We start from the raw sequence: 18,753 nt of genomic DNA on the forward strand, positions 1-18,753 counted from the left end.
CGCTAGCCAAAAAGCGTCACCCAAATCCCACCGAAGAATCCCACAAGGAGTTTCGATGTCCAGTACGGACCAACCCGCGCTTCAGCACACGCTGAAGAAGCGGCACCTGTCGATGATCGCGATCGCGGGCGTCATCGGGGCCGGACTGTTTGTCGGCTCCGGCGTGGCGATCCAGGAAACGGGCCCCGGCGTCCTGATTTCCTACGCACTTGCCGGCGTCGTTGTCATCCTCGTGATGCGCATGCTCGGCGAGATGTCGGCAGCATCCCCGGAAACCGGGTCGTTCTCCTCGTACGCAGACAAGGCCATCGGCCGCTGGGCCGGCTTCTCCATCGGCTGGCTGTACGCGTGGTTCTGGATCATCGTCCTCGGAATCGAAGCCACCGCAGGCGCTCTCATCATGAACCGCTGGGTGCCGGGAGTTCCGCAATGGACCTGGGCACTGATTCTGATGATCGTGCTGACCTTGACCAACATCATCTCGGTCAAGTCGTTCGGTGAGTTCGAGTTCTGGTTCGCATCCATCAAAGTTGTTGCCATCGTGGCGTTCCTCGGAATGGGCGTCGTAGCGATCTGCGGATGGATGCCCGGCGTCGAAGCACCAGGCATGACCAACCTGACCGGCCACGGCGGATTCCTGCCCAACGGCACGGGAGCGATGCTCGCCGCAGTCCTTGTGGTGGTGTTCTCGTTCTTCGGAGCGGAAATCGCCACGATTGCCGCTGGTGAATCGGCCAACCCGCTGGAAGCTGTTCGCGCAGCCGTCAAATCCGTCGTGTGGCGAATCCTCATCTTCTACATCGGCTCGATCGCCGTTGTCGTCACGCTGCTGCCGTGGGACAGCGCATCTGTCGCCTTGAGCCCGTACGTCGCCGTCATGGACTCGTACGGCATCCCGGCTGCAGGCAACATCATGGACGTCGTCGTGCTCACCTCAGTCCTGTCCTGCCTGAACTCCGGCCTGTACACCGCAAGCCGCATGATCTTCTCCCTCGCCGGCCGCGGCGACGCCCCGAAGTCGCTCTCCCGCATCGAGAAGACCGGCGTCCCGATGCGCGCCGTGCTGGTCTCCACCATCGTCGGATTCCTGACCGTCGGCATGAACTACCTGTCCCCGGACAAGGTCTTCCTGTTCCTGGTGAACTCCTCCGGTGCGATCGCGCTCTTCGTCTGGCTCGTTATCTCCGTGTCCCAGTTGCGAACCCGTCGCAAGCTCGAAGCGTCTGGCCAGGAACTGGAACTGAAGATGTGGCTGTTCCCGTACCTCACCTACGCCACCATTGCCGCGATCATCGCGCTCTGCATCGGAATGATCGTTCTCGACTCGACGCGTAGTCAGATGTTCGTGTCCCTGGGCCTGGCGGCGATCCTCGTGGGGATCGGGCTCTACCGCTACCGCAACGACGACAAGAGTGAGGCCGCGCCGGCGGAGGTAACCCCAACGGTGGAAGTCGCAACGGTGGAAGTCTCAACGGTGGAAGTCTCAACAAAGGCCTGACGCCTACGTCCCCATCTGCGCGATACTTAGATGTCCTAGTATCGGCCACGGACCGAGAATTTCGAGCGCCGTGCGCACAGCAGATGGGGACAATCATGACCACACCCGAACCGATCGTCATCGTCGACGGGGCTCGCACCCCGGTCGGTAGCTTCGGTGGCGTCTTCAAGGACGTTCCCGCCCACGAGCTCGGAGCCACGGCTGCCAAGGCCGCGCTGACCCGCGCCGGCGTTGCACCCGAGGACATCGACGAGGTTGTCATGGGCTGCATCGGCCAGGTCGGCCCCGACGCCTACAACGCGCGCCGTGTCGGCATCGCCGCCGGACTGCCCGAGAACGTTCCCGCCTACACCGTCAACCGCCTCTGTGGCAGCGGTCTGCAGGCAATCTGGTCGGCAGCGATGCAGATGCGCTGGGGCGCCGCCGCCATCACTCTCGCCGGTGGCGACGAGAGCATGTCCCGCATGCCGTTCTACGATTTCTCCGCCCGCGCCGGCTTCAAGTTGGGCGATCACGGCCTCGTCGACGGCACCGTCGCGATGCTCACCGACCCCTTCAGCAACGCCCACATGGGCCGCACCGCCGAAGCTGTCGCCCGTAAGTACGGCGTCAGCCGCGAGCAGCAGGACGAGTTTGCCGTCGAATCGCAGCGACGCGCAGCCACCGACGCCGCGAAGGCCGCCTTCGCCGAGGAGATCACCGCCGTCGAAACCGGTGGCCGTCGCTCCGTCACCGTCACCGAGGACGAGCACCCCAAGCCCGGCACCACGATGGAAACCCTCGCGAAGCTGCGCCCCGCATTCGAAGAGGGTGGCTCCGTCACCGCCGGTAATGCGTCTGGCATCAACGACGGCGCCGCAGCCCTCGTTCTTGCAACCGGCACGGAGGCAGCCAAGCGCGGCCTGACCGGTCTGGTCACCCTCGAAGCTGTCACGACGGCAGCCATGGAGCCGGGCCTGATGGGCTACGCTCCCGTGCTCGCCCTCGAAAAGCTCTTTGCGCAAACAGGTTTGAAGCCGTCCGACATCGGCACCGCCGAGGTCAACGAGGCATTTGCCTCGCAGGCCATCGCCGTCATCCGTGACGCCGGCCTCGACCCGGAGAAGACCAACCCGTACGGCGGCGCCATCGCGCTCGGACACCCCGTCGGCGCAACCGGCGCGATCCTGACCCTGCGCGCTGCCCGCGACATGGTCCGCCGCGACCTCGAATTCGGCATCGTCACCATGTGCATCGGCGGCGGCCAGGCCCTCGCAGCCCTGCTCAAGCGAGTCTGATCATGGGAACCAAGCGCAAGCCGTCGTGGTACGACGACGAGATCACCGCAGTCGCAGAACTGGCCCGCGGATTTTTCGATCGTGAGCTGATTGCGAAGCGCGAGCAATGGGACGCCCAGCATCGCGTCGACCGGTCCGTGTGGCTCGAAGCCGGCAAGCTCGGCCTGCTGTGCTGCTCCATCCCCGAGGAATACGGCGGGGGCGGCGGAACCTTCGCGCACGATCTCGCAGTCTTCGAGGCGCAGGGGTATTGCGGCGACTACGCGCTTGGTAACTCCGTGCACAGCGGCATCGTCGCGCACTACGTGCTCGAGTACGGCAACGAAGAGCAGAAGAAGGCCTGGCTGCCGGGCATGGCGACGGGTGAAATCCTCGGTGCCATCGGAATGACCGAGCCGGGAACAGGTTCCGACCTCAAGGCCATCACCACATCGGCTATCCGCGACGGTGACCACTACGTGGTGAACGGGTCGAAGACCTTCATCACCAACGGTGGCAGCGCCGACATGATCGTGCTCGCGGTCAAGACCGATCCCAAGGCCGGCGCCAAGGGCGTTTCGCTCCTGATCGTCGATCTTCGTGACTGCGAAGGCTTTGCCGTCGGCCGCGTGCTCGACAAGGTCGGCCAGCACGGAGCCGACACGTCCGAGCTCTCGTTCACCGACGTCCGCGTTCCCGTCTCGAACCTCCTCGGTGAGTCCGAAGGCCTCGGTTTCGGTCAGCTGATGGCGCAGTTGGTGCAGGAACGCCTCATCATCGGCGCTCAGGCCATCGGCACCATCGAACGGGCCGTCGAAGAGACCGTCGCCTACACCAAAGCGCGTCAAGCGTTCGGGCACAGCCTCTTCGAGTTCCAGAACACGGCATTCGAACTGGCCGAGTGCCAGACGATCGCACGCACCTGCCGGGTGTTCCTCGACAACTGCATCGAGGATCACCTCAACGGTGAACTCGACGGTGCGGACGCAGCGATGGTCAAGTACTGGCTCACCGAGCAGCAGTGTGCCGTCGTCGATCGTTGTGTTCAGCTCTACGGCGGCTACGGCTACATGCGCGAGTACCCGATCGCGCGCATGTACGAAGACTCCCGCGTGCAGAAGATCTACGCCGGCGCCAACGAAGTGATGAAGGGAATCATCGCTAAGAGCCTGTAGACGCCAGCTCTCGAGGACGCCCTGGCCATCTCACTCCAGGGCGTCTTCGATTACGGTGGCGGCAGAACGGACGCGAGAACACATGCTGGCGCGACTGACGTAGGTGTCGTCTTCCCTGATGACCACGATGCTGTTGTCCATCATGTCCAGGACGATCACGCAGCCGGGTTCGAACTCCTCCTCGGATTGGGTGAGAACAAATGCCTGATGTGTGCCGATGGTGATTTCTCTGCTGTCGGCTGAGACTTCCTGCGAAAGGCGCGCTGCAAAGGGGGCGGTGGCAACGTCGTAGCTCGCGATTCGCAACTCGAAATCCGGGCCACGCCACGCGCAGTCGTCCAGCAGCGTGGTAGCCGATTCCATCGACCGCTCAGCGGTGGACTTGTCGACGTTCAACTCCGTCGCGACGTCGTCGGGAATGTTGCACAGACCCTCGTCGGCTGCTGGTTCGGGGGACGGTGTGATGCTGGTAGGGGACTGTTCGAGCGTGGCCGTTGCCGCCTGCGCCCTCGCAGTCCCTTCGACGCTGCGACCACATCCGGTCACCACCGAGACCAGAATGGTCGCCAGCATCAGCGCTCCGACTATGCGTGTCATCTTCGGGCCCCACCTCCCGCTGCCCACCCGGGCAGCCCACGGGCTTGGACGTATCGAACCGGGGTGTCGGTTCCACAGCGGGTGTGATCACGACTGCTAATACGCCCCCGGTAGGGCAGGTCCGATACCCTGGTTCATCGTGACCGCTGCAAATTCAGAGACCGCCCTTGCTCAGTACGACCTCATCGTCGTCGGTTCGGGATTCTTCGGGCTGACCATCGCCGAGCGCGCCGCCACCCAGTTGGGTAAGCGAGTGCTGGTTCTGGATCGCCGTCACCACCTGGGTGGCAATGCCTACTCCGAGCCCGAGCCGGAGACAGGCATCGAGATCCACAAGTACGGTGCGCATCTGTTCCACACCTCCAACAAGAAGGTGTGGGACTACGTCACCCAGTTCACCGAATTCACGAACTACCAGCACCGTGTCTTTGCGCTGCACAAGGGCCAGGCGTACCAGTTCCCGATGGGATTGGGCCTCGTCTCGCAGTTCTTCGGCCGGTACTTCACGCCGGAAGAGGCACGCGCGCTCATCGCCGAGCAGTCCAGCGAGATCGATGCGAAGGACGCTTCCAACCTCGAGGAGAAGGCGATCTCGCTGATCGGCCGCCCGCTGTACGAAGCCTTTGTACGTGACTACACGGCAAAGCAGTGGCAGACCGACCCCACCGAGCTGCCCGCGGCGAACATCAGCCGCCTACCCGTCCGCTACAACTTCGACAACCGCTACTTCAACGACACGTACGAGGGCCTGCCCGTCGGCGGCTACACCGCGTGGCTCGAGAACATGGTCACGGACCCGAAGATCGAGGTCCGTCTCGACACCGACTACTTCGACGTCCGCGACGAATTGCGCAGCGCCAACCCCGACGCACCCGTCATCTACACCGGCCCGCTCGACCGCTACTTCGACTACTCCGAAGGTGAGCTGGGCTGGCGCACCCTCGACTTCGAGACCGAAGTTCTCCCCGTCGGCGACTTCCAAGGCACCCCGGTCATGAACTACAACGACGCGGACGTCCCGTTCACCCGCATCCACGAGTTCCGCCACTTCCACCCGGAACGCGAGTACCCGGCCGACAAGACCGTCATCATGCGCGAGTTCTCACGCTTCGCGGAGTCGACCGACGAGCCGTACTACCCGATCAACACGCCGGAGGATCGCGACAAGCTCGCCGCGTACCGCAGTCGCGCCAAGGCGGAAACCGCTGACAACAAGGTCCTGTTCGGTGGCCGCTTGGGCACCTACCAGTACCTGGACATGCACATGGCTATCGCCAGCGCACTGACGATGTTCGAGAACACCCTGCGTCCGCATCTGGAATCGGGTGCGGAATTGGCAGGGGAGAGCGAATGAACGCACGTCATCTACTCGAGGGCGAAAACGTCGACGCAGGGGACGAGGTGACCTACCTCGGTAAGTCGCTGCTCCAGCGGATCATCCTGCCGCGCGCCGGTGAACCACTCGACGTTCGCACGCTCTATTTGGAAGAGTCCTGGTCCAACAGTCGACGCGCACACTCCACCTCGCGCACCTCGGTAGCCCTCGGCGCCGAGACCGAGGTCTCGTTTGCCACCTACTTCAACGCTTTCCCCGCCAGCTACTGGCGACGCTGGTCCATCCTGAAATCGGTGGTCCTGCGTCTGGAACTGTCCGGCCACGGCCGCGTCGACATCTACCGTTCCAAGGCGGATTCCTCGCGTATTCACGTGGAGGGCAAGGAATTCCACGACGGCGACGCCGGTCTCGAGTTCGAGGTCGAGTTGGCGCCGTTCGAGGACGGTGGGTGGATCTGGTTCGACATCACCACCGATTCGGCCGTCGTTGTCGAGAGCGGCGGTTGGTATGCGCCCGTCGAGGCTCCCGGCGAAGCGACTGTCGCCGTAGGTATTCCGACGTTCAACCGCCCGACGGACGCCGTGAAGGCGCTTGCCGCCCTCGCATCCGATCCGTTGGTGTCCGACGTGATCAAGGCAGTCATCATGCCGGATCAGGGCACCCGCAAGGTGCGCGACGAGCCTGGATTCACCGAAGCTGCTGCAGCGCTTGGTGATCGCCTCACCATTCACGATCAGGGTAACCTCGGCGGCTCCGGCGGATACAGCCGAATCATGTACGAGGCACTCAAGAACACGTCGTGCCAGCACATCCTGTTCATGGACGACGACATCGAGATCGAACCAGACTCGATCCTGCGCGCCCTGTCCTTCTCGCGTTTCGCGAAATCGCCGATGCTGGTGGGCGGCCAGATGCTCAACCTGCAGGAACGCAGCCACCTCCACGTGATGGGTGAAGTGGTCAACCGCGGCATCTTCATGTGGACCGCAGCGCCGAACGTCGAATACGACCACGACTTCTCGAAGAAGCCGCTGCGCGAATCGAAGCTCCTGCACCGCCGCATCGACGTCGACTTCAACGGCTGGTGGATGTGCATGATCCCGCGTCAGGTCGCGGAAGAGATCAAGCAGCCCCTGCCGCTCTTCATCAAGTGGGACGACTGCGAATACGGCTTGCGCGCAAAGAAAGCCGGCTACCCGACAGTCACACTTCCGGGTGCGGCGATCTGGCACATGGCGTGGAGCGACAAGGACGACGCCATCGACTGGCAGGCGTACTTCCACCTCCGCAACCGTCTTGTCGTGGCCGCACTGCACATGCCGGGCAACGGCCGCGGTCTCGTGGTCAACACGGTGAAGGCAACGCTCAAGCACCTGCTGTGCCTCGAATACTCCACCGTCGCAATCCAGAACAAGGCCATCGCCGACTTCCTCGCCGGTCCTGAGCACGTCGCGAACATGCTGCCGACCGCACTCGGCGAGGTACACGCCCAGCGCAAGGAATTCTCCGACGCAGTCGTACTGCCGTCGTCGACGGAACTGCCACTGCCGTCGGGTGCCGACGTCGGGGATGTGAGCTTGCCGCTCACCACCGTCGCGAAGGTGACCCGCGTACTTCGCGCCGCCGTGCACAACGTGAAGCCGGCCAAGGCCGAACACCTCGAGCGCCCCCAGCTCAACGTGCCGACCATCGACGCCCGCTGGTTCCTGCTCTCGCAGGTGGACGGCGTCACCGTCACCACCGCCGACGGCCGCGGAGTCGTCTACCGCAAGCGCAATCCCAAGCAGGCACTCGAACTGCTCAAGGAAGCCACCCGGTTGCGCCGCGAACTCGCCGCCAGGTTCCCCGAACTGAAGAAGCAGTACCAGGATGCCGTTCCTTCACTGACCAGCACGGAAAGGTGGGAACGTGTCTTCGGTATCTCCTGAAGTACGGATTCTGGCCGGAATTCAGTCCACCGTCGGGCAGGTGCCGGGAGCAGTGAAGGTTGCCCGCGGCATGTCCCACTTCGGTGAGCACTCCCTCGGGTGGATCGCGATCGCTGCCGTCGGTGCTGCCGTAGACAAGCCGCGTCGCCGTGAATGGGCCGGTGCTGCCGTCGGCGCCTTCGGCGCGCACGCCGCGTCGGTCGTGATCAAGCGTGTCGTCCGGCGCAAACGCCCGTCCGATCCGTCGTTGCAGGTCAACGTCTCGACGCCGAGCAAGCTGAGCTTCCCGTCCTCGCACGCCACGTCGACGACGGCGGCGGCTGTCCTGATCGGTCGACTCACCGGGCTACCCTTACCGGCGTTGCTTGTGCCCCCGATGATGCTTTCGCGCCTGGTTCTGGGAGTTCATTACCCGACCGACGTGCTTGCCGGTGCGGCACTGGGCGCCGCATCCGCGGCGCTGGTGCATAAGGCCGAACAGAAATATGGAGAGAAATGAGCGAGGAAGCGGCCACGGTCAGCGGACCCCCTAAGTCCCTGCCCGCCGGCATCGTCAAGGCGCTCCGCCCGCGTCAGTGGGTCAAGAACGTTCTTGTGCTCGCCGCGCCCATCGCGGCCGGCACAGCCACCGAAGTCGACGTGCTCCTGCCCGTCGCGCTGGCATTTGTCGTGTTCTGCATGGCGGCGTCCGGCATCTACCTCGTCAACGACGCGATGGACGTCGAGGCAGACCGAGCGCACCCCACCAAGCGCTTCCGCCCCATCGCGGCCGGAGTTCTGCCCGTCAACATCGCGTACGGCATGGCCGTGGTGCTGCTGGCCGGTTCGATCGGTCTCTCGTTCTTCGCCAACTGGCAACTCGCCGTGGTCATGGGCGTGTACATCGTCATCCAGCTTGCGTACTGCTTCGGTTTGAAGCATCAGGCCGTCATCGACATCTGCATCGTGTCGTCCGGATTCCTGTTGCGCGCCATAGCCGGTGGTGTGGCAGCCGAGATCGAGCTGTCGCAGTGGTTCCTGCTGATGATGGCATTCGGTTCACTGTTCATGGCCGCCGGAAAGCGGTACGCCGAACTGAAACTGGCCGAACGTACCGGTGCCAAGATCCGCAAGTCGCTCGAGAGCTACACGATGACCTACCTGCGCTTCGTGTGGACGATGGCCGCGACGGCACTCGTCCTCTGCTACGGACTGTGGGCCTTCCAACAGGACGACATCAAGGGCACCAACTGGTACGCCATTTCGATGGTCCCCTTCACCGTTGCCGTGCTCCGGTACGCCGTGGACGTCGATGGCGGCGAAGCCGGCGAACCCGAGGAAATCGCGCTCGGTGACCGGGTTCTGCAATTCCTCGCAGTGGCGTGGATCGGAGTAGTGGGTGTCGCTGTCTACATCGTCTGAGCCGGCCACCGAAGCCGACCAGGTCGCCGACACCGCGGCACCGAGCACCACCCCTACCCGAGTAGTTTTCCTCGGCGGGGTGGTGCTTGCTGCCGTCCTCACGTTCTGGGGTGCGTGGGAGCGCCGATGGATCGCCGACGACGGACTCATAGTCCTGCGGACAGTGCGAAATCTCCTGGCCGGTAACGGTCCCGTCTTCAACGCCGGTGAACGCGTCGAGGCGAATACGAGTACCGCGTGGACATACATCGTCTACGCCTTCGGTTGGCTGACACAGATCCGACTCGAATATGTCGTCCTCGCAATCGCTTTGGTGCTCACGACCGCAGCCGTGGTCTTGGCGATGCTCGGAACGGCCCGCCTGTACCGCGATATGCGCCCAGGCGTCGGCGGGACGGTTTTCCTCGTTCCTGCCGGTGTTCTCGTCTACATTGCCGTGCCGCCCGCCCGAGATTTTGCGACGTCCGGACTCGAGACGTGCCTGGTGATCTTCTGGATCGCGCTGCTGTGGTTGCTGATGGTTCGGTGGGCCCAGGCGTCAGTGCCGTCGACGGTGTCGATTCTGGTCCTTTCCTTTGTTGCCGGACTCGGGCCACTCGTGCGCCCGGAGATGGCGATCCCTGGTGCTCTGGCGCTGATGATGATCGTCGTCTCCGCCGGTCTGACGTGGAAGGTCCGCGCGCTGATCGTGGTTGTCGCCGGGCTCGTTCCGGTGGCGTACCAGATCTGGCGTATGGGCTACTACGGACTTCCGTACCCCAACACCGCGGTCTCGAAGGATGCCGGCGGCGCAAAGTGGTCGCAAGGATTTGCCTACCTGTGGAATCTCGTCGGACCGTACTTGCTGTGGTTGCCGCTGCTGTTCCTCCTGGCCGGCGCGCTGATTATCTTTGCGATCGGCAGGACCGAGCGCACGTCCGTGGCCCAGGCGGTGTCAGGTTCACGCTGGGTGCGGTTGCAGGCATGGCTGCGCACCCCACGCGCTGTTGTCACGTTCATTCTCGGTAGCGGCCTGATCCTGGGTGTGTATTCGGTTCGAGTCGGTGGCGACTTCATGCACGGCCGCGTCCTGCTCCCCGTGCTGTTCTGCCTTCTGATCCCGGTGGCGGTTATTCCGCTTCGGGTTCCGGCGCGAACGGCATTCGGCCGGAACCGGGACACCGCGATCTTCGGCGTCTCCGCAGTGTTGTGGTTGGGAACCATAGTGTGGGCAGCCGCCGCGGCCAACACGACCGGCATGCCCGAGGGATCGATCGTCGGACGCTCGGGCATCGTCGACGAGCGTGCGTTCTACGCCCTCAACACCGGTCACGAGCATCCGATCCGAGCCGAGGATTACCTCGACTACCCCTGGATGCGAGCAATGGTCGAAACCATCGCAGACACCCCGGACGGTGGACTACTCATTCCGTCTCCCAGTTACAACGCGTGGTTCGTCGTTCCGCCGCCAGGGCCGATCGACGAACCGGGTGAGCACGTCGTTTTCTTCCTGAACCTCGGTATGACAAGCATGAATGTCGGACTCGATGTTCGCGTGCTCGATCAGATGGGGTTGGCGTACCCGCTCGCCGCGCACACGGAGAGGTTGGAAGACGGCCGTATCGGCCACGACAAGAACCTGTATCCGGACTGGGTGGTTGCGGACACCGGGATGATCGACGTCCACCCGTGGCTGCCCTTCTTCCTCGACGAGGAATGGGTAGCTGACGCGAAGCTGGCGCTGACCTGCCCGGAAACGCAGGAGTTGCTTACCTCCTACCGCAGTGAATTGACGTGGGCGCGATTCAAGCAGAACTTCCGTCAGGCATTCGACTTGGCGCAGTATCGATTCGATCGAGTGCCCGCCTACGAACTACAACGATGTGGTCTTGTGCCACTTGAAACCCAAAAGTGATGCGGATCACTGTGCCGCGGGAGAATGCATGTTGCGATCCCGTAACGCTCCCGTGATCGGCACCGATGTATCCGAAGACGATTCACCTACCCGAAATGCTCCCGTGAGCACCAGGGGAGAAGCGCCCGGTGGCTGAGATCCATTTGTCACAACCAAACCTGTGGCATAGGGTCCACCGAGCGCAGTGTGACTGGAACGAGGTCCGCTGCCAGTCTGGTTTGTCCAGGCTGGCGCACATACCTGTTCCCCGACGGAATCCGTCGGTACTTCCTCTCTCGAGGGGAGCTACCGCAGACGAAGAGAGAGAGCAGTATCCATGCGATTTGCCCCGACGAGGCTGACACAGCGCCTCAAGCACCGAGCACTTGCCATCGGTGCGGCAGCACTCGTGCTTCCCCTTGCCGCAGGCGTCGCCGGTAGCGCAGTTGCTACCGCTGCTCCCGCGCACGCAGCGCCGGTTCAGACCGCGCCGTGGGGCGGATTCGAAGAACTGTGGGTACCCTCCACAATGGGCAACATCAAGGTCCAGGTCCAGTGGGCCGCTCGCGGCGGAAACGCTGCCCTCTATTTGCTCGACGGCCTCCGCGCTCGTGACGACGCCAATGCGTGGTCCTTCGAGACCAACGCTCTCGAGCAGTACCGCAACGACAACATCACTCTCGTGATGCCCGTCGGCGGACAGTCCAGCTTCTACACCGACTGGTACGCACCCTCGAACTTCAACGGTCAGCAGATGACCTACAAGTGGGAGACCTTCCTCACGGAAGAGCTGCCCAACTTCCTCGAGAACTACGGCGTCTCGCGCAACAACAACGCTGTCCTCGGCCTGTCGATGGGTGGAAGTGCCGCACTGACACTCGCTGCGTACCACCGCGACCAGTTCAAGTTCGCCGGCTCGCTGTCGGGTTACCTGAACATCTCGGCTCCCGGTATGCGTGAAGCAATCCGCGTCGCGATGCTCGATGCCGGCCGCTTCAACGTCGACTCCATGTGGGGACCCCCGTGGAGCCCGGCATGGCTGCGCAACGACCCGTTCGTCTTCGCGCCTCGCCTCCAGGGCCTGTCGATGTACATCTCCGCAGCAAGCGGTTTGACCGGTAAGTACGACAACCCCAAGGGCTTGGTCGGCTACTACAACACGGCAAACGCCATGGGCCTCGAAGCACTTGCGCTGGCCAACACCCGGGCATTCCAGATCCGGATGAACACGCTCGGTATTCCGGCCACCTACAGCTTCCCGTCCAACGGCACCCACTCGTGGGCGTACTGGTCCGAGGAACTGTTCAAGGCCCGCGGCCAGATTCTCGACACCATGAACGCCTGGTGACCATGCTTCACCGCAAGACTTAATACAGACAAGTGCCGTTCCGGACTTCCGCGAGGAAGACCGGAACGGCACTTCTGTTTTGCAGGGGATGCCGTAAACAGGAACATCGGTAACAATTGCACCACCAGTAACAGCGCGGCAACACCTAGGCGGAGTCGTTTCCGTGTAGAAAGAGTTTCGACAGGGCTCTGGTCGCCGAGGTGGTGTGCGAGGCAGAGATGCCTCGCCGCGTAGGCACTGAACACGTGAGATACCGAGCACGTGAAGACACCGAGTACGTGAGACACCGGGTAGTAAGACACGCGGACCGGAAGTAAGGGAAAGAGAGTGAACTCATGCGAGTAGGCCTTGCCAAGCGGGACCGCAGTCGGTCCTTCGGGACCTATCGAACCAAGGTCGTCGGAGCGTTGGCAGCTCTGCTGGTTCTGCCGATCGCAGCAGGCCTGACCACGGCGGGCACTGCTGCCGCTGCGCCGAGTCCGGCTCTCACCGCGCCCGCCGCAACCCAGAACCAGGGCGGCGCCACCGTCGGCAAGGTCGAATGGCTCAGCGAGCGCCGGGTCGCACTCTGGATCAACTCCCCGTCGATGGGAATCCCCATTCAGGTCCAGATTCTTCTGGCCCGTGACTGGAACGTGAACCCGTCGGCCACCTTCCCGTCTGTCTGGATGCTCGACGGCCTTCGCGCCACGGACATCGAAAACGGCTGGACCGCCGAAACCGATGCCGAGTCGTTCTACGCGGACAAGAACGTCAACGTGATTCTCCCCGTCGGCGGACAGTCCAGCTTCTACTCCGACTGGCTCGAAGCCGACAACGGTGTGTTCTACCAGTGGGAAACGTTCCTCACCAAGGAACTTCCGTCCATCCTCGAGAATGATTGGCGCACAACGCAGACCCGCGGAGTGGTCGGTCTCTCCATGGGTGGCACCGCCGCGATGTCTCTTGCCGCGCGCAACCCCGGATTCTTCAAGTTCGCCGCATCGCTCTCCGGCATCCTCACCACGACGTCCCTCGGAATGCCGCAGGCAATCCAGTTCGCGATGAACGACGCAGGCAAGTTCAACTCCGCAGCAATGTGGGGCCCGCCGTCGAACCCGCAGTGGGCTGCCCACGATCCGTACACCCAGGCCGACAAGCTCAAGGGCGTCAGCCTGTACGTCTCGAGCGGTAGCGGCACCACCGGACCGTACGATCAGCCGTCGGGAATCCCCGGTGTCAGCACCAACTACGCCGGCATGGGCCTCGAGATTCTTGCGCGCCTGACCTCGCAGACGTTTGCGACCAAGCTCAACTCGCTCGGCATTCCCGCGCAGATCAATTACCGTCCGTCCGGCACGCACTCGTGGCCGTACTGGCAGTTCGAGCTTCATCAGCTGTGGCCGCAGCTCGCCAACGCGCTCGGCACCGAGGTCGAGAAGCCGGCGTGTGGCGCTTCGGGTGCCATCGCGGCAACCGCAGCGGCAAACAGCTGGATCGGTGACTGCGTCACTGCCGAGTACAGCGTCGCGGGTGGCCTGGCTCAGGACTTCCGCAACGGTCGCATCTACTGGACCTCCGCCACGGGCGCGAACCCCATCGCGGGCCGTATCGCCGGCGAATACATGAATACCGGCGCAGCTGCCGGTCCGCTCGGCTTCCCGACCACCGCTGAACTCGGAACCCCGGACGGTCAGGGACGGTTCAACCACTTCCAGAACGGCTCCATCTACTGGACCTGGTGGACCGGCGCCCACGCCATCCGCGGAGCGATCCTTTCCGAATGGGCCGCGCAGGGTTACGAGGGTGGACCGCTCAAGTACCCCACCGCAGCGGAGATCGCGACCCCCGGCAAGGCCGGCAACGTACAGGGCTTCGAAATCGGCGCTATGTACAACAGTGCAAACGGCACGTACGCCGTGCTCGGCATGATCATGGGCAAGTACGGCGAACTCGGTTGGGAAAACGGCTGGCTCGGGTTCCCGAAGTCCAACGAAGTGGGGATCAAGGACAACGGTCGCTTCACGGAGTTCGACGGCGGCAACATCTACTGGAGCCCCGCAACGGGTGCCTGGTCCGTCGCCAACGGCCCGATCTTCGACGCTTGGAAGAGCGTGGGCTACGAAACCGGCAAGCTCGGATACCCGCTCAGTGACAAGTTCGACATCGCCGGTGGAACTCAGCAGAACTTCCAGTTCGGCTGGATCACGGTGATCGACGGCAAGACCGAGATTCACCCGTAGGACGCAACGTACGACACACAACGCACGGCGGGCGGGCCCGATCACGGATCGGTGCCTGCCCGCTGTGCGTTGCGTAACCTGATGATGGACTTTCGACTGAAGGCAAGGACGGACATTGATGTCGCTTTTCTCGGGTAACCGAAATACTTTTGCGCGCGCGATCGCAGTGGGCTCGCTGACACTGATCACCGGTGGGATGCTCGTCGCTTGTGGAAGTGACGACTCGACGGTCACCTCCACCCCGCCCACGACGTCCGCCGCGGCATCATCGTCGGCTGCGAGCAGTTCGGCATCCGCGAGCGCGACCACAACGGCGTCCGCAGCGCCCACCAGTCCCGGAGCGGCAGCAACAGCTCCGCCGGAGCAGCCGCAGAGCATCGAGGGCTTCCCAGGTCCGACAGAAGTAGAGGTCAGTCCCGAAGCGCAGGCGTTCCTCGACGGTCTGAAGGCCAAGGGAATTACGCCAGAGGGTGACGGCAGCATCGCGGTCAACACGGCCAATTACATCTGTGCCGCCAACGCTCAGGGAACGTCGGACGAGGAGATCCTTGCTTTGGTGACGGCTGTCGTGGGTTCCGCGTCGACGGATGGCACCGCGATCACGTCCGAGCAGGCCACAGCGAATGCTCAGGTCTACATCGATGTCGCCAACGCCACATTCTGCAAATAAATGATGGCGCGAGGCGGAAAGCGTCGGGGTTGCCTGATCCCGCTGCTGATCATTCTGGTGGTCGCAGCCGTGGTGATCGGCGGTTGGTACATCCTTGCCGGGCGGGTGCCGACACCCGAGCCGTTGCCACCAGGACCGGAGAAGCCGGCGTCGCAGCCGGCTAGTTGCCCCGATGTCCAGGTAGTTGCCATCCCCGGAACGTGGGAGTCCAGCGCTACCGACGACCCGTACGCGCCATCGGCAAATCCGGCTTCGTTGATGCTCAACGTCACGGGGCCGTTGCAGAATCAGTTCGACGCTTCACGTGCGGACGTCTATACGGTTCCGTACGTTGCGCAGTTCTCGAATCCGGTGGCGTTTCCGCCGGACGGGCAACAGTCGTACAACAACAGCCGAGCTGCGGGAACTACTGCCACCAACGACTTTCTGGTGCAGCGGCATGCCGAGTGCCCGCTGACGAGTTACGTGCTCACCGGCTTTTCGCAGGGTGCGGTCATCGCTGGTGACGTTGCCGCGAGTATCGGCAACGGTACCGGCGCAGTGCCGGCCGATCTTGTGCTCGGTGTCGGCTTGATCGCGGACGGGCGTCGTGATCCCGCGTATGGAATTACCGTTGGCCCGAGCGTTGCCGGCGTGGGTGCCGAGTTGTCGCTGAACGGTTTGAAGTTGCCTGGTCTGACGATGACGGGTGCCCGTGAGGGTGGGTTCGGCAAACTGAACGATCGCACCTATCAGATCTGTGCACCGAGTGACGGAATCTGTGACGCGCCGGCAGGAGCCTTGAATCCCGGGAACCTTCTGACGTCGCTGCCCCGCTTGACGGAGTACTACAACAATCCTGTGCATGCGCTGTACAACACCTTCCAAGTTGATCCGGAGGGCACGACGGCGACCCAATGGATGGCACAGTGGGCAGCGGACAAAATTAACGGTGCGCCGACGCCGCCGCACAGTTGATCCTTTTTGTCGGGTTGGGGTGCGTGGGCAGGTACTCTGCTGGATTGGTCGTGGCAAAGTGCGACCACCGCTCGCCTGGTCCTCTAAAGTGCTGTCACGAACGTGACTGGCGAGTAAGTTCGGATGTTCAAGCCTGTTGACAACGGAGGAGTGATTCATGGGTTCCACCCATAGCCTTGGTGCGCGCCGCGCGCCCCGGCTCGCAGTTCGCTGCAGGGTGGGAATGATCACAACTCCAGGTCATGGCCTCCCGCGGGCTGCTGCCGTGGAGCGCACGCGCGGTGCCCCGGAGCCGCCAGGCTCTCCGTGCCTGGCACGTGGCACTTTCGAGGAGCGTGAGTCGGCTGCGTCGATGCAGCTGGGCGGGATCGCGTCGATCGGATCCTCGCTCGCCACGATCCCCGAGGCCGAGCACACGCGGCGATGCGGATGATGCCGATCTGTAACATATCGATGGTTTGGGATCGATGAAGTGATTCAGGTGAGTTGCGCACGTAGTGCGATTCGATTGATTGACGATATACCCGAGAGAGCGAAGGAAGTCTGGGGCGCAAGCATGACCAAAAATGCTTGTGTGATCGCTTCGGAGGAGATGGAATGAACGCGCTGTTCGATGGTTTTCTCGACGAGAAGGGCCGGATTCGCCTGAAAGAGGGCTTCACTCTGGTCGACTACGTCGAGCAACACTCGCGTGTGAACGCGGACGAGCTCGCGTACCGCTACATCGATTACTCGCGTGAGCGTGACGGTGAAGCGCAGGAGCTGACGTGGCACCAGTTCGGTGTGCGTCTGCGCGCTGTTGCCGCCCGCCTCCAGCAGGTCACCAAGCCTGGCGACCGCGTGGCGATCCTGGCACCTCAGGGTCTCGACTACGTCATTTCGTTCTTCGCGGCCATCCAGGCCGGTTCCATCGCCGTTCCGCTCTTCGATCCGGACGAGCCCGGCCACTCCGATCGCCTGCACGCCGTCCTCGGGGACTGTAAGCCGTCGGCAATTCTGACTGCCGGATCGTCGGCCGCCGGCGTCCGCGCGTTGTTCCGTTCGCTGCCCGCCGCCGAACGGCCGCGGATCATCGCCGTCGACGCCATTCCCGATACCGTCGGCGAAACCTGGGTTCGCCCGGACATCGGCTTCGACGACATCGCCTACCTGCAGTACACGTCGGGTTCGACGCGAGTTCCGGCCGGCGTGGAGATCACTCACCGCGCTGTCGGTACCAATGCACTGCAGATGGTCGACTCCATCGAGCTCACCGAAGATTCACGCGGCGTCACCTGGCTGCCCCTGTTCCACGACATGGGTCTGCTGACGGTCATCCTGCCTGCGTTCGGTGGCAAGTACATCACCATCATGAGTCCACGCGCCTTCGTTCAGCGGCCCAACCGCTGGATCAAGGAACTCGCTGCGGCCTCGGACGGCGCAGGCACCTTCGCGGCCGCCCCCAACTTCGCTTTCGAGCATGCCGCTGCCCGTGGTCTGCCCAAGGACGGCGAGCACCTCGACCTGAGCAACGTCATCGGCCTGATCAACGGCAGTGAGCCGGTCACGACGGCGTCGATGCGCAAGTTCAACGAAGCGTTTGCGCCGTACGGTCTGCCCAAGACGGCGATCAAGCCGTCGTACGGCATGGCCGAGGCGACGCTTTTCGTGTCCTCGACCAAGCATTCCGACGAGGCCAAGGTCATCTACGTCGACCGCAACGAGCTCAACAACGGCCGCATGGTTCTCGTCGATCAGTACGCCGACAACGCCATCGCGCAGGTGTCGTGTGGATACGTCTCCCGCAGCCAGTGGGCCGCCATCGTCGACCCCGAAACGCAAACCGAAGTTCCGGACAATCACGTCGGCGAGATCTGGTTGCACGGCGAGAACATCGGTGTCGGTTACTGGGGTCGCCCCGAAGAGACCGCCGAGACGTTCCACAACACGCTGATCAACCGCCTGTCGGAAGACAGTCACACCGACGATCTGCCGTTGGACGCCCACTGGATGCGTACCGGCGACTACGGCGTCTACGTCGACGGCGAGCTGTACATCACCGGTCGCGTCAAGGACCTCGTGATCGTCGACGGCCGCAATCACTACCCGCAGGATCTCGAGTCTTCCGCTCAGGACGCCAGCCCCGCATTGCGTCCGGGATTCATCGCGGCGTTTGCCGTTCCGGCAAACCAGTTGCCTGCCGTCGTCTTCTCGAATTCCCACTCGGGTCTGTCGTTCGACGACGACGATTCCTCGGAGCAGTTGGTCATCGTCGCCGAGCGTGCGCCCGGTGCCGGTAAAGCCGACCCGCAGCCGATCGCGGATACGGTCCGTGCCGCGATTTCCACTCGTCACGGTGTGACCGCACGCGACATCCTGCTTGTTCCGGCCGGTTCCATTCCTCGCACGTCCAGCGGCAAGATCGCCCGCCGCGCGTGCAAGGCAAGCTACATCGAGGGAACGCTGCGTGGTGGCTATCAGCAGACGGCATTCCCCGATAGCGTTTGAGGAAC

Annotated in this window: 15 protein-coding genes; 14 read left to right on the top strand and 1 reads right to left on the bottom strand. The window is 63.3% G+C overall.

The window, feature by feature from the left end:
• Positions 1-55: 55 nt before the first annotated feature.
• The 3 genes from FFI94_RS01030 to FFI94_RS01040 all read left to right on the top strand — a co-directional run bounded on the left by FFI94_RS01030 (position 56) and on the right by FFI94_RS01040 (position 3,929).
• On the top strand, positions 56-1,498 hold the full coding sequence (locus tag FFI94_RS01030; protein WP_138871356.1) for an amino acid permease: 1,443 nt from the start codon (positions 56-58) through the stop codon (positions 1,496-1,498).
• 95 nt (positions 1,499-1,593) lie between these two features.
• Positions 1,594-2,775: a thiolase family protein gene (locus tag FFI94_RS01035; RefSeq protein ID WP_045066844.1), complete on the top strand. Its 1,182-nt coding sequence runs from the start codon at positions 1,594-1,596 to the stop codon at positions 2,773-2,775.
• A 2-nt stretch (positions 2,776-2,777) separates the two neighbouring features.
• Entirely contained in the window at positions 2,778-3,929 is a 1,152-nt protein-coding gene (locus FFI94_RS01040) for an acyl-CoA dehydrogenase family protein (protein ID WP_095887643.1), read from the top strand.
• A 30-nt stretch (positions 3,930-3,959) separates the two neighbouring features.
• Here FFI94_RS01040 and FFI94_RS01045 read toward each other — a convergent pair whose 3' ends face one another.
• On the bottom strand, positions 3,960-4,526 hold the full coding sequence (locus FFI94_RS01045) for a DUF3558 family protein (RefSeq protein ID WP_138871357.1): 567 nt from the start codon (positions 4,524-4,526) through the stop codon (positions 3,960-3,962).
• Between the two features lie 139 nt (positions 4,527-4,665).
• Here FFI94_RS01045 and glf point away from each other — a divergent pair, with 139 nt between their 5' ends.
• The 11 genes from glf to fadD32 all read left to right on the top strand — a co-directional run bounded on the left by glf (position 4,666) and on the right by fadD32 (position 18,748).
• Positions 4,666-5,880, top strand: coding sequence for a UDP-galactopyranose mutase (glf, locus tag FFI94_RS01050; RefSeq protein ID WP_138871358.1), 1,215 nt, complete (start codon positions 4,666-4,668; stop codon positions 5,878-5,880).
• Entirely contained in the window at positions 5,877-7,790 is a 1,914-nt protein-coding gene (locus tag FFI94_RS01055) for a glycosyltransferase (RefSeq protein ID WP_138871359.1), read from the top strand. Before glf ends, FFI94_RS01055 begins: the two co-directional genes overlap by 4 nt.
• Positions 7,771-8,289 (top strand): phosphatase PAP2 family protein, encoded by a 519-nt coding sequence (locus tag FFI94_RS01060; RefSeq protein WP_138871360.1) that lies wholly within the window; start codon positions 7,771-7,773, stop codon positions 8,287-8,289. The genes FFI94_RS01055 and FFI94_RS01060 overlap by 20 nt, the downstream gene beginning before the upstream one ends.
• Positions 8,286-9,191, top strand: coding sequence for a decaprenyl-phosphate phosphoribosyltransferase (locus tag FFI94_RS01065; protein WP_138871361.1), 906 nt, complete (start codon positions 8,286-8,288; stop codon positions 9,189-9,191). The genes FFI94_RS01060 and FFI94_RS01065 overlap by 4 nt, the downstream gene beginning before the upstream one ends.
• Entirely contained in the window at positions 9,169-11,085 is a 1,917-nt protein-coding gene (gene zomB / locus FFI94_RS01070) for a flagellar motor control protein ZomB (protein WP_138871362.1), read from the top strand. Before FFI94_RS01065 ends, zomB begins: the two co-directional genes overlap by 23 nt.
• 316 nt (positions 11,086-11,401) lie before the next feature.
• Positions 11,402-12,412, top strand: coding sequence for an alpha/beta hydrolase family protein (locus FFI94_RS01075; RefSeq protein ID WP_138871363.1), 1,011 nt, complete (start codon positions 11,402-11,404; stop codon positions 12,410-12,412).
• Between the two features lie 335 nt (positions 12,413-12,747).
• On the top strand, positions 12,748-14,634 hold the full coding sequence (locus tag FFI94_RS01080; RefSeq protein ID WP_138871364.1) for an alpha/beta hydrolase-fold protein: 1,887 nt from the start codon (positions 12,748-12,750) through the stop codon (positions 14,632-14,634).
• A 118-nt stretch (positions 14,635-14,752) separates the two neighbouring features.
• The gene (locus FFI94_RS01085; protein WP_138871365.1) at positions 14,753-15,304 is read left to right on the top strand and encodes a DUF732 domain-containing protein; all 552 of its coding nucleotides are present in this window, start codon (positions 14,753-14,755) and stop codon (positions 15,302-15,304) included.
• A gap of 3 nt (positions 15,305-15,307) precedes the next feature.
• The gene (locus tag FFI94_RS01090) at positions 15,308-16,261 is read left to right on the top strand and encodes a cutinase family protein (RefSeq protein WP_138873538.1); all 954 of its coding nucleotides are present in this window, start codon (positions 15,308-15,310) and stop codon (positions 16,259-16,261) included.
• Positions 16,262-16,418: 157 nt separating this feature from the next.
• Positions 16,419-16,694 carry a hypothetical protein gene (locus tag FFI94_RS01095; RefSeq protein ID WP_138871366.1) on the top strand — a complete coding sequence of 92 codons (276 nt, stop codon included), beginning with the start codon at positions 16,419-16,421 and terminating at the stop codon, positions 16,692-16,694.
• A gap of 164 nt (positions 16,695-16,858) precedes the next feature.
• Entirely contained in the window at positions 16,859-18,748 is a 1,890-nt protein-coding gene (fadD32, locus tag FFI94_RS01100) for a long-chain-fatty-acid--AMP ligase FadD32 (protein WP_138871367.1), read from the top strand.
• Positions 18,749-18,753 lie beyond the last annotated feature (5 nt).

This window comes from Rhodococcus sp. KBS0724, from assembly GCF_005938745.2.
Taxonomy (GTDB): domain Bacteria; phylum Actinomycetota; class Actinomycetes; order Mycobacteriales; family Mycobacteriaceae; genus Rhodococcus_F.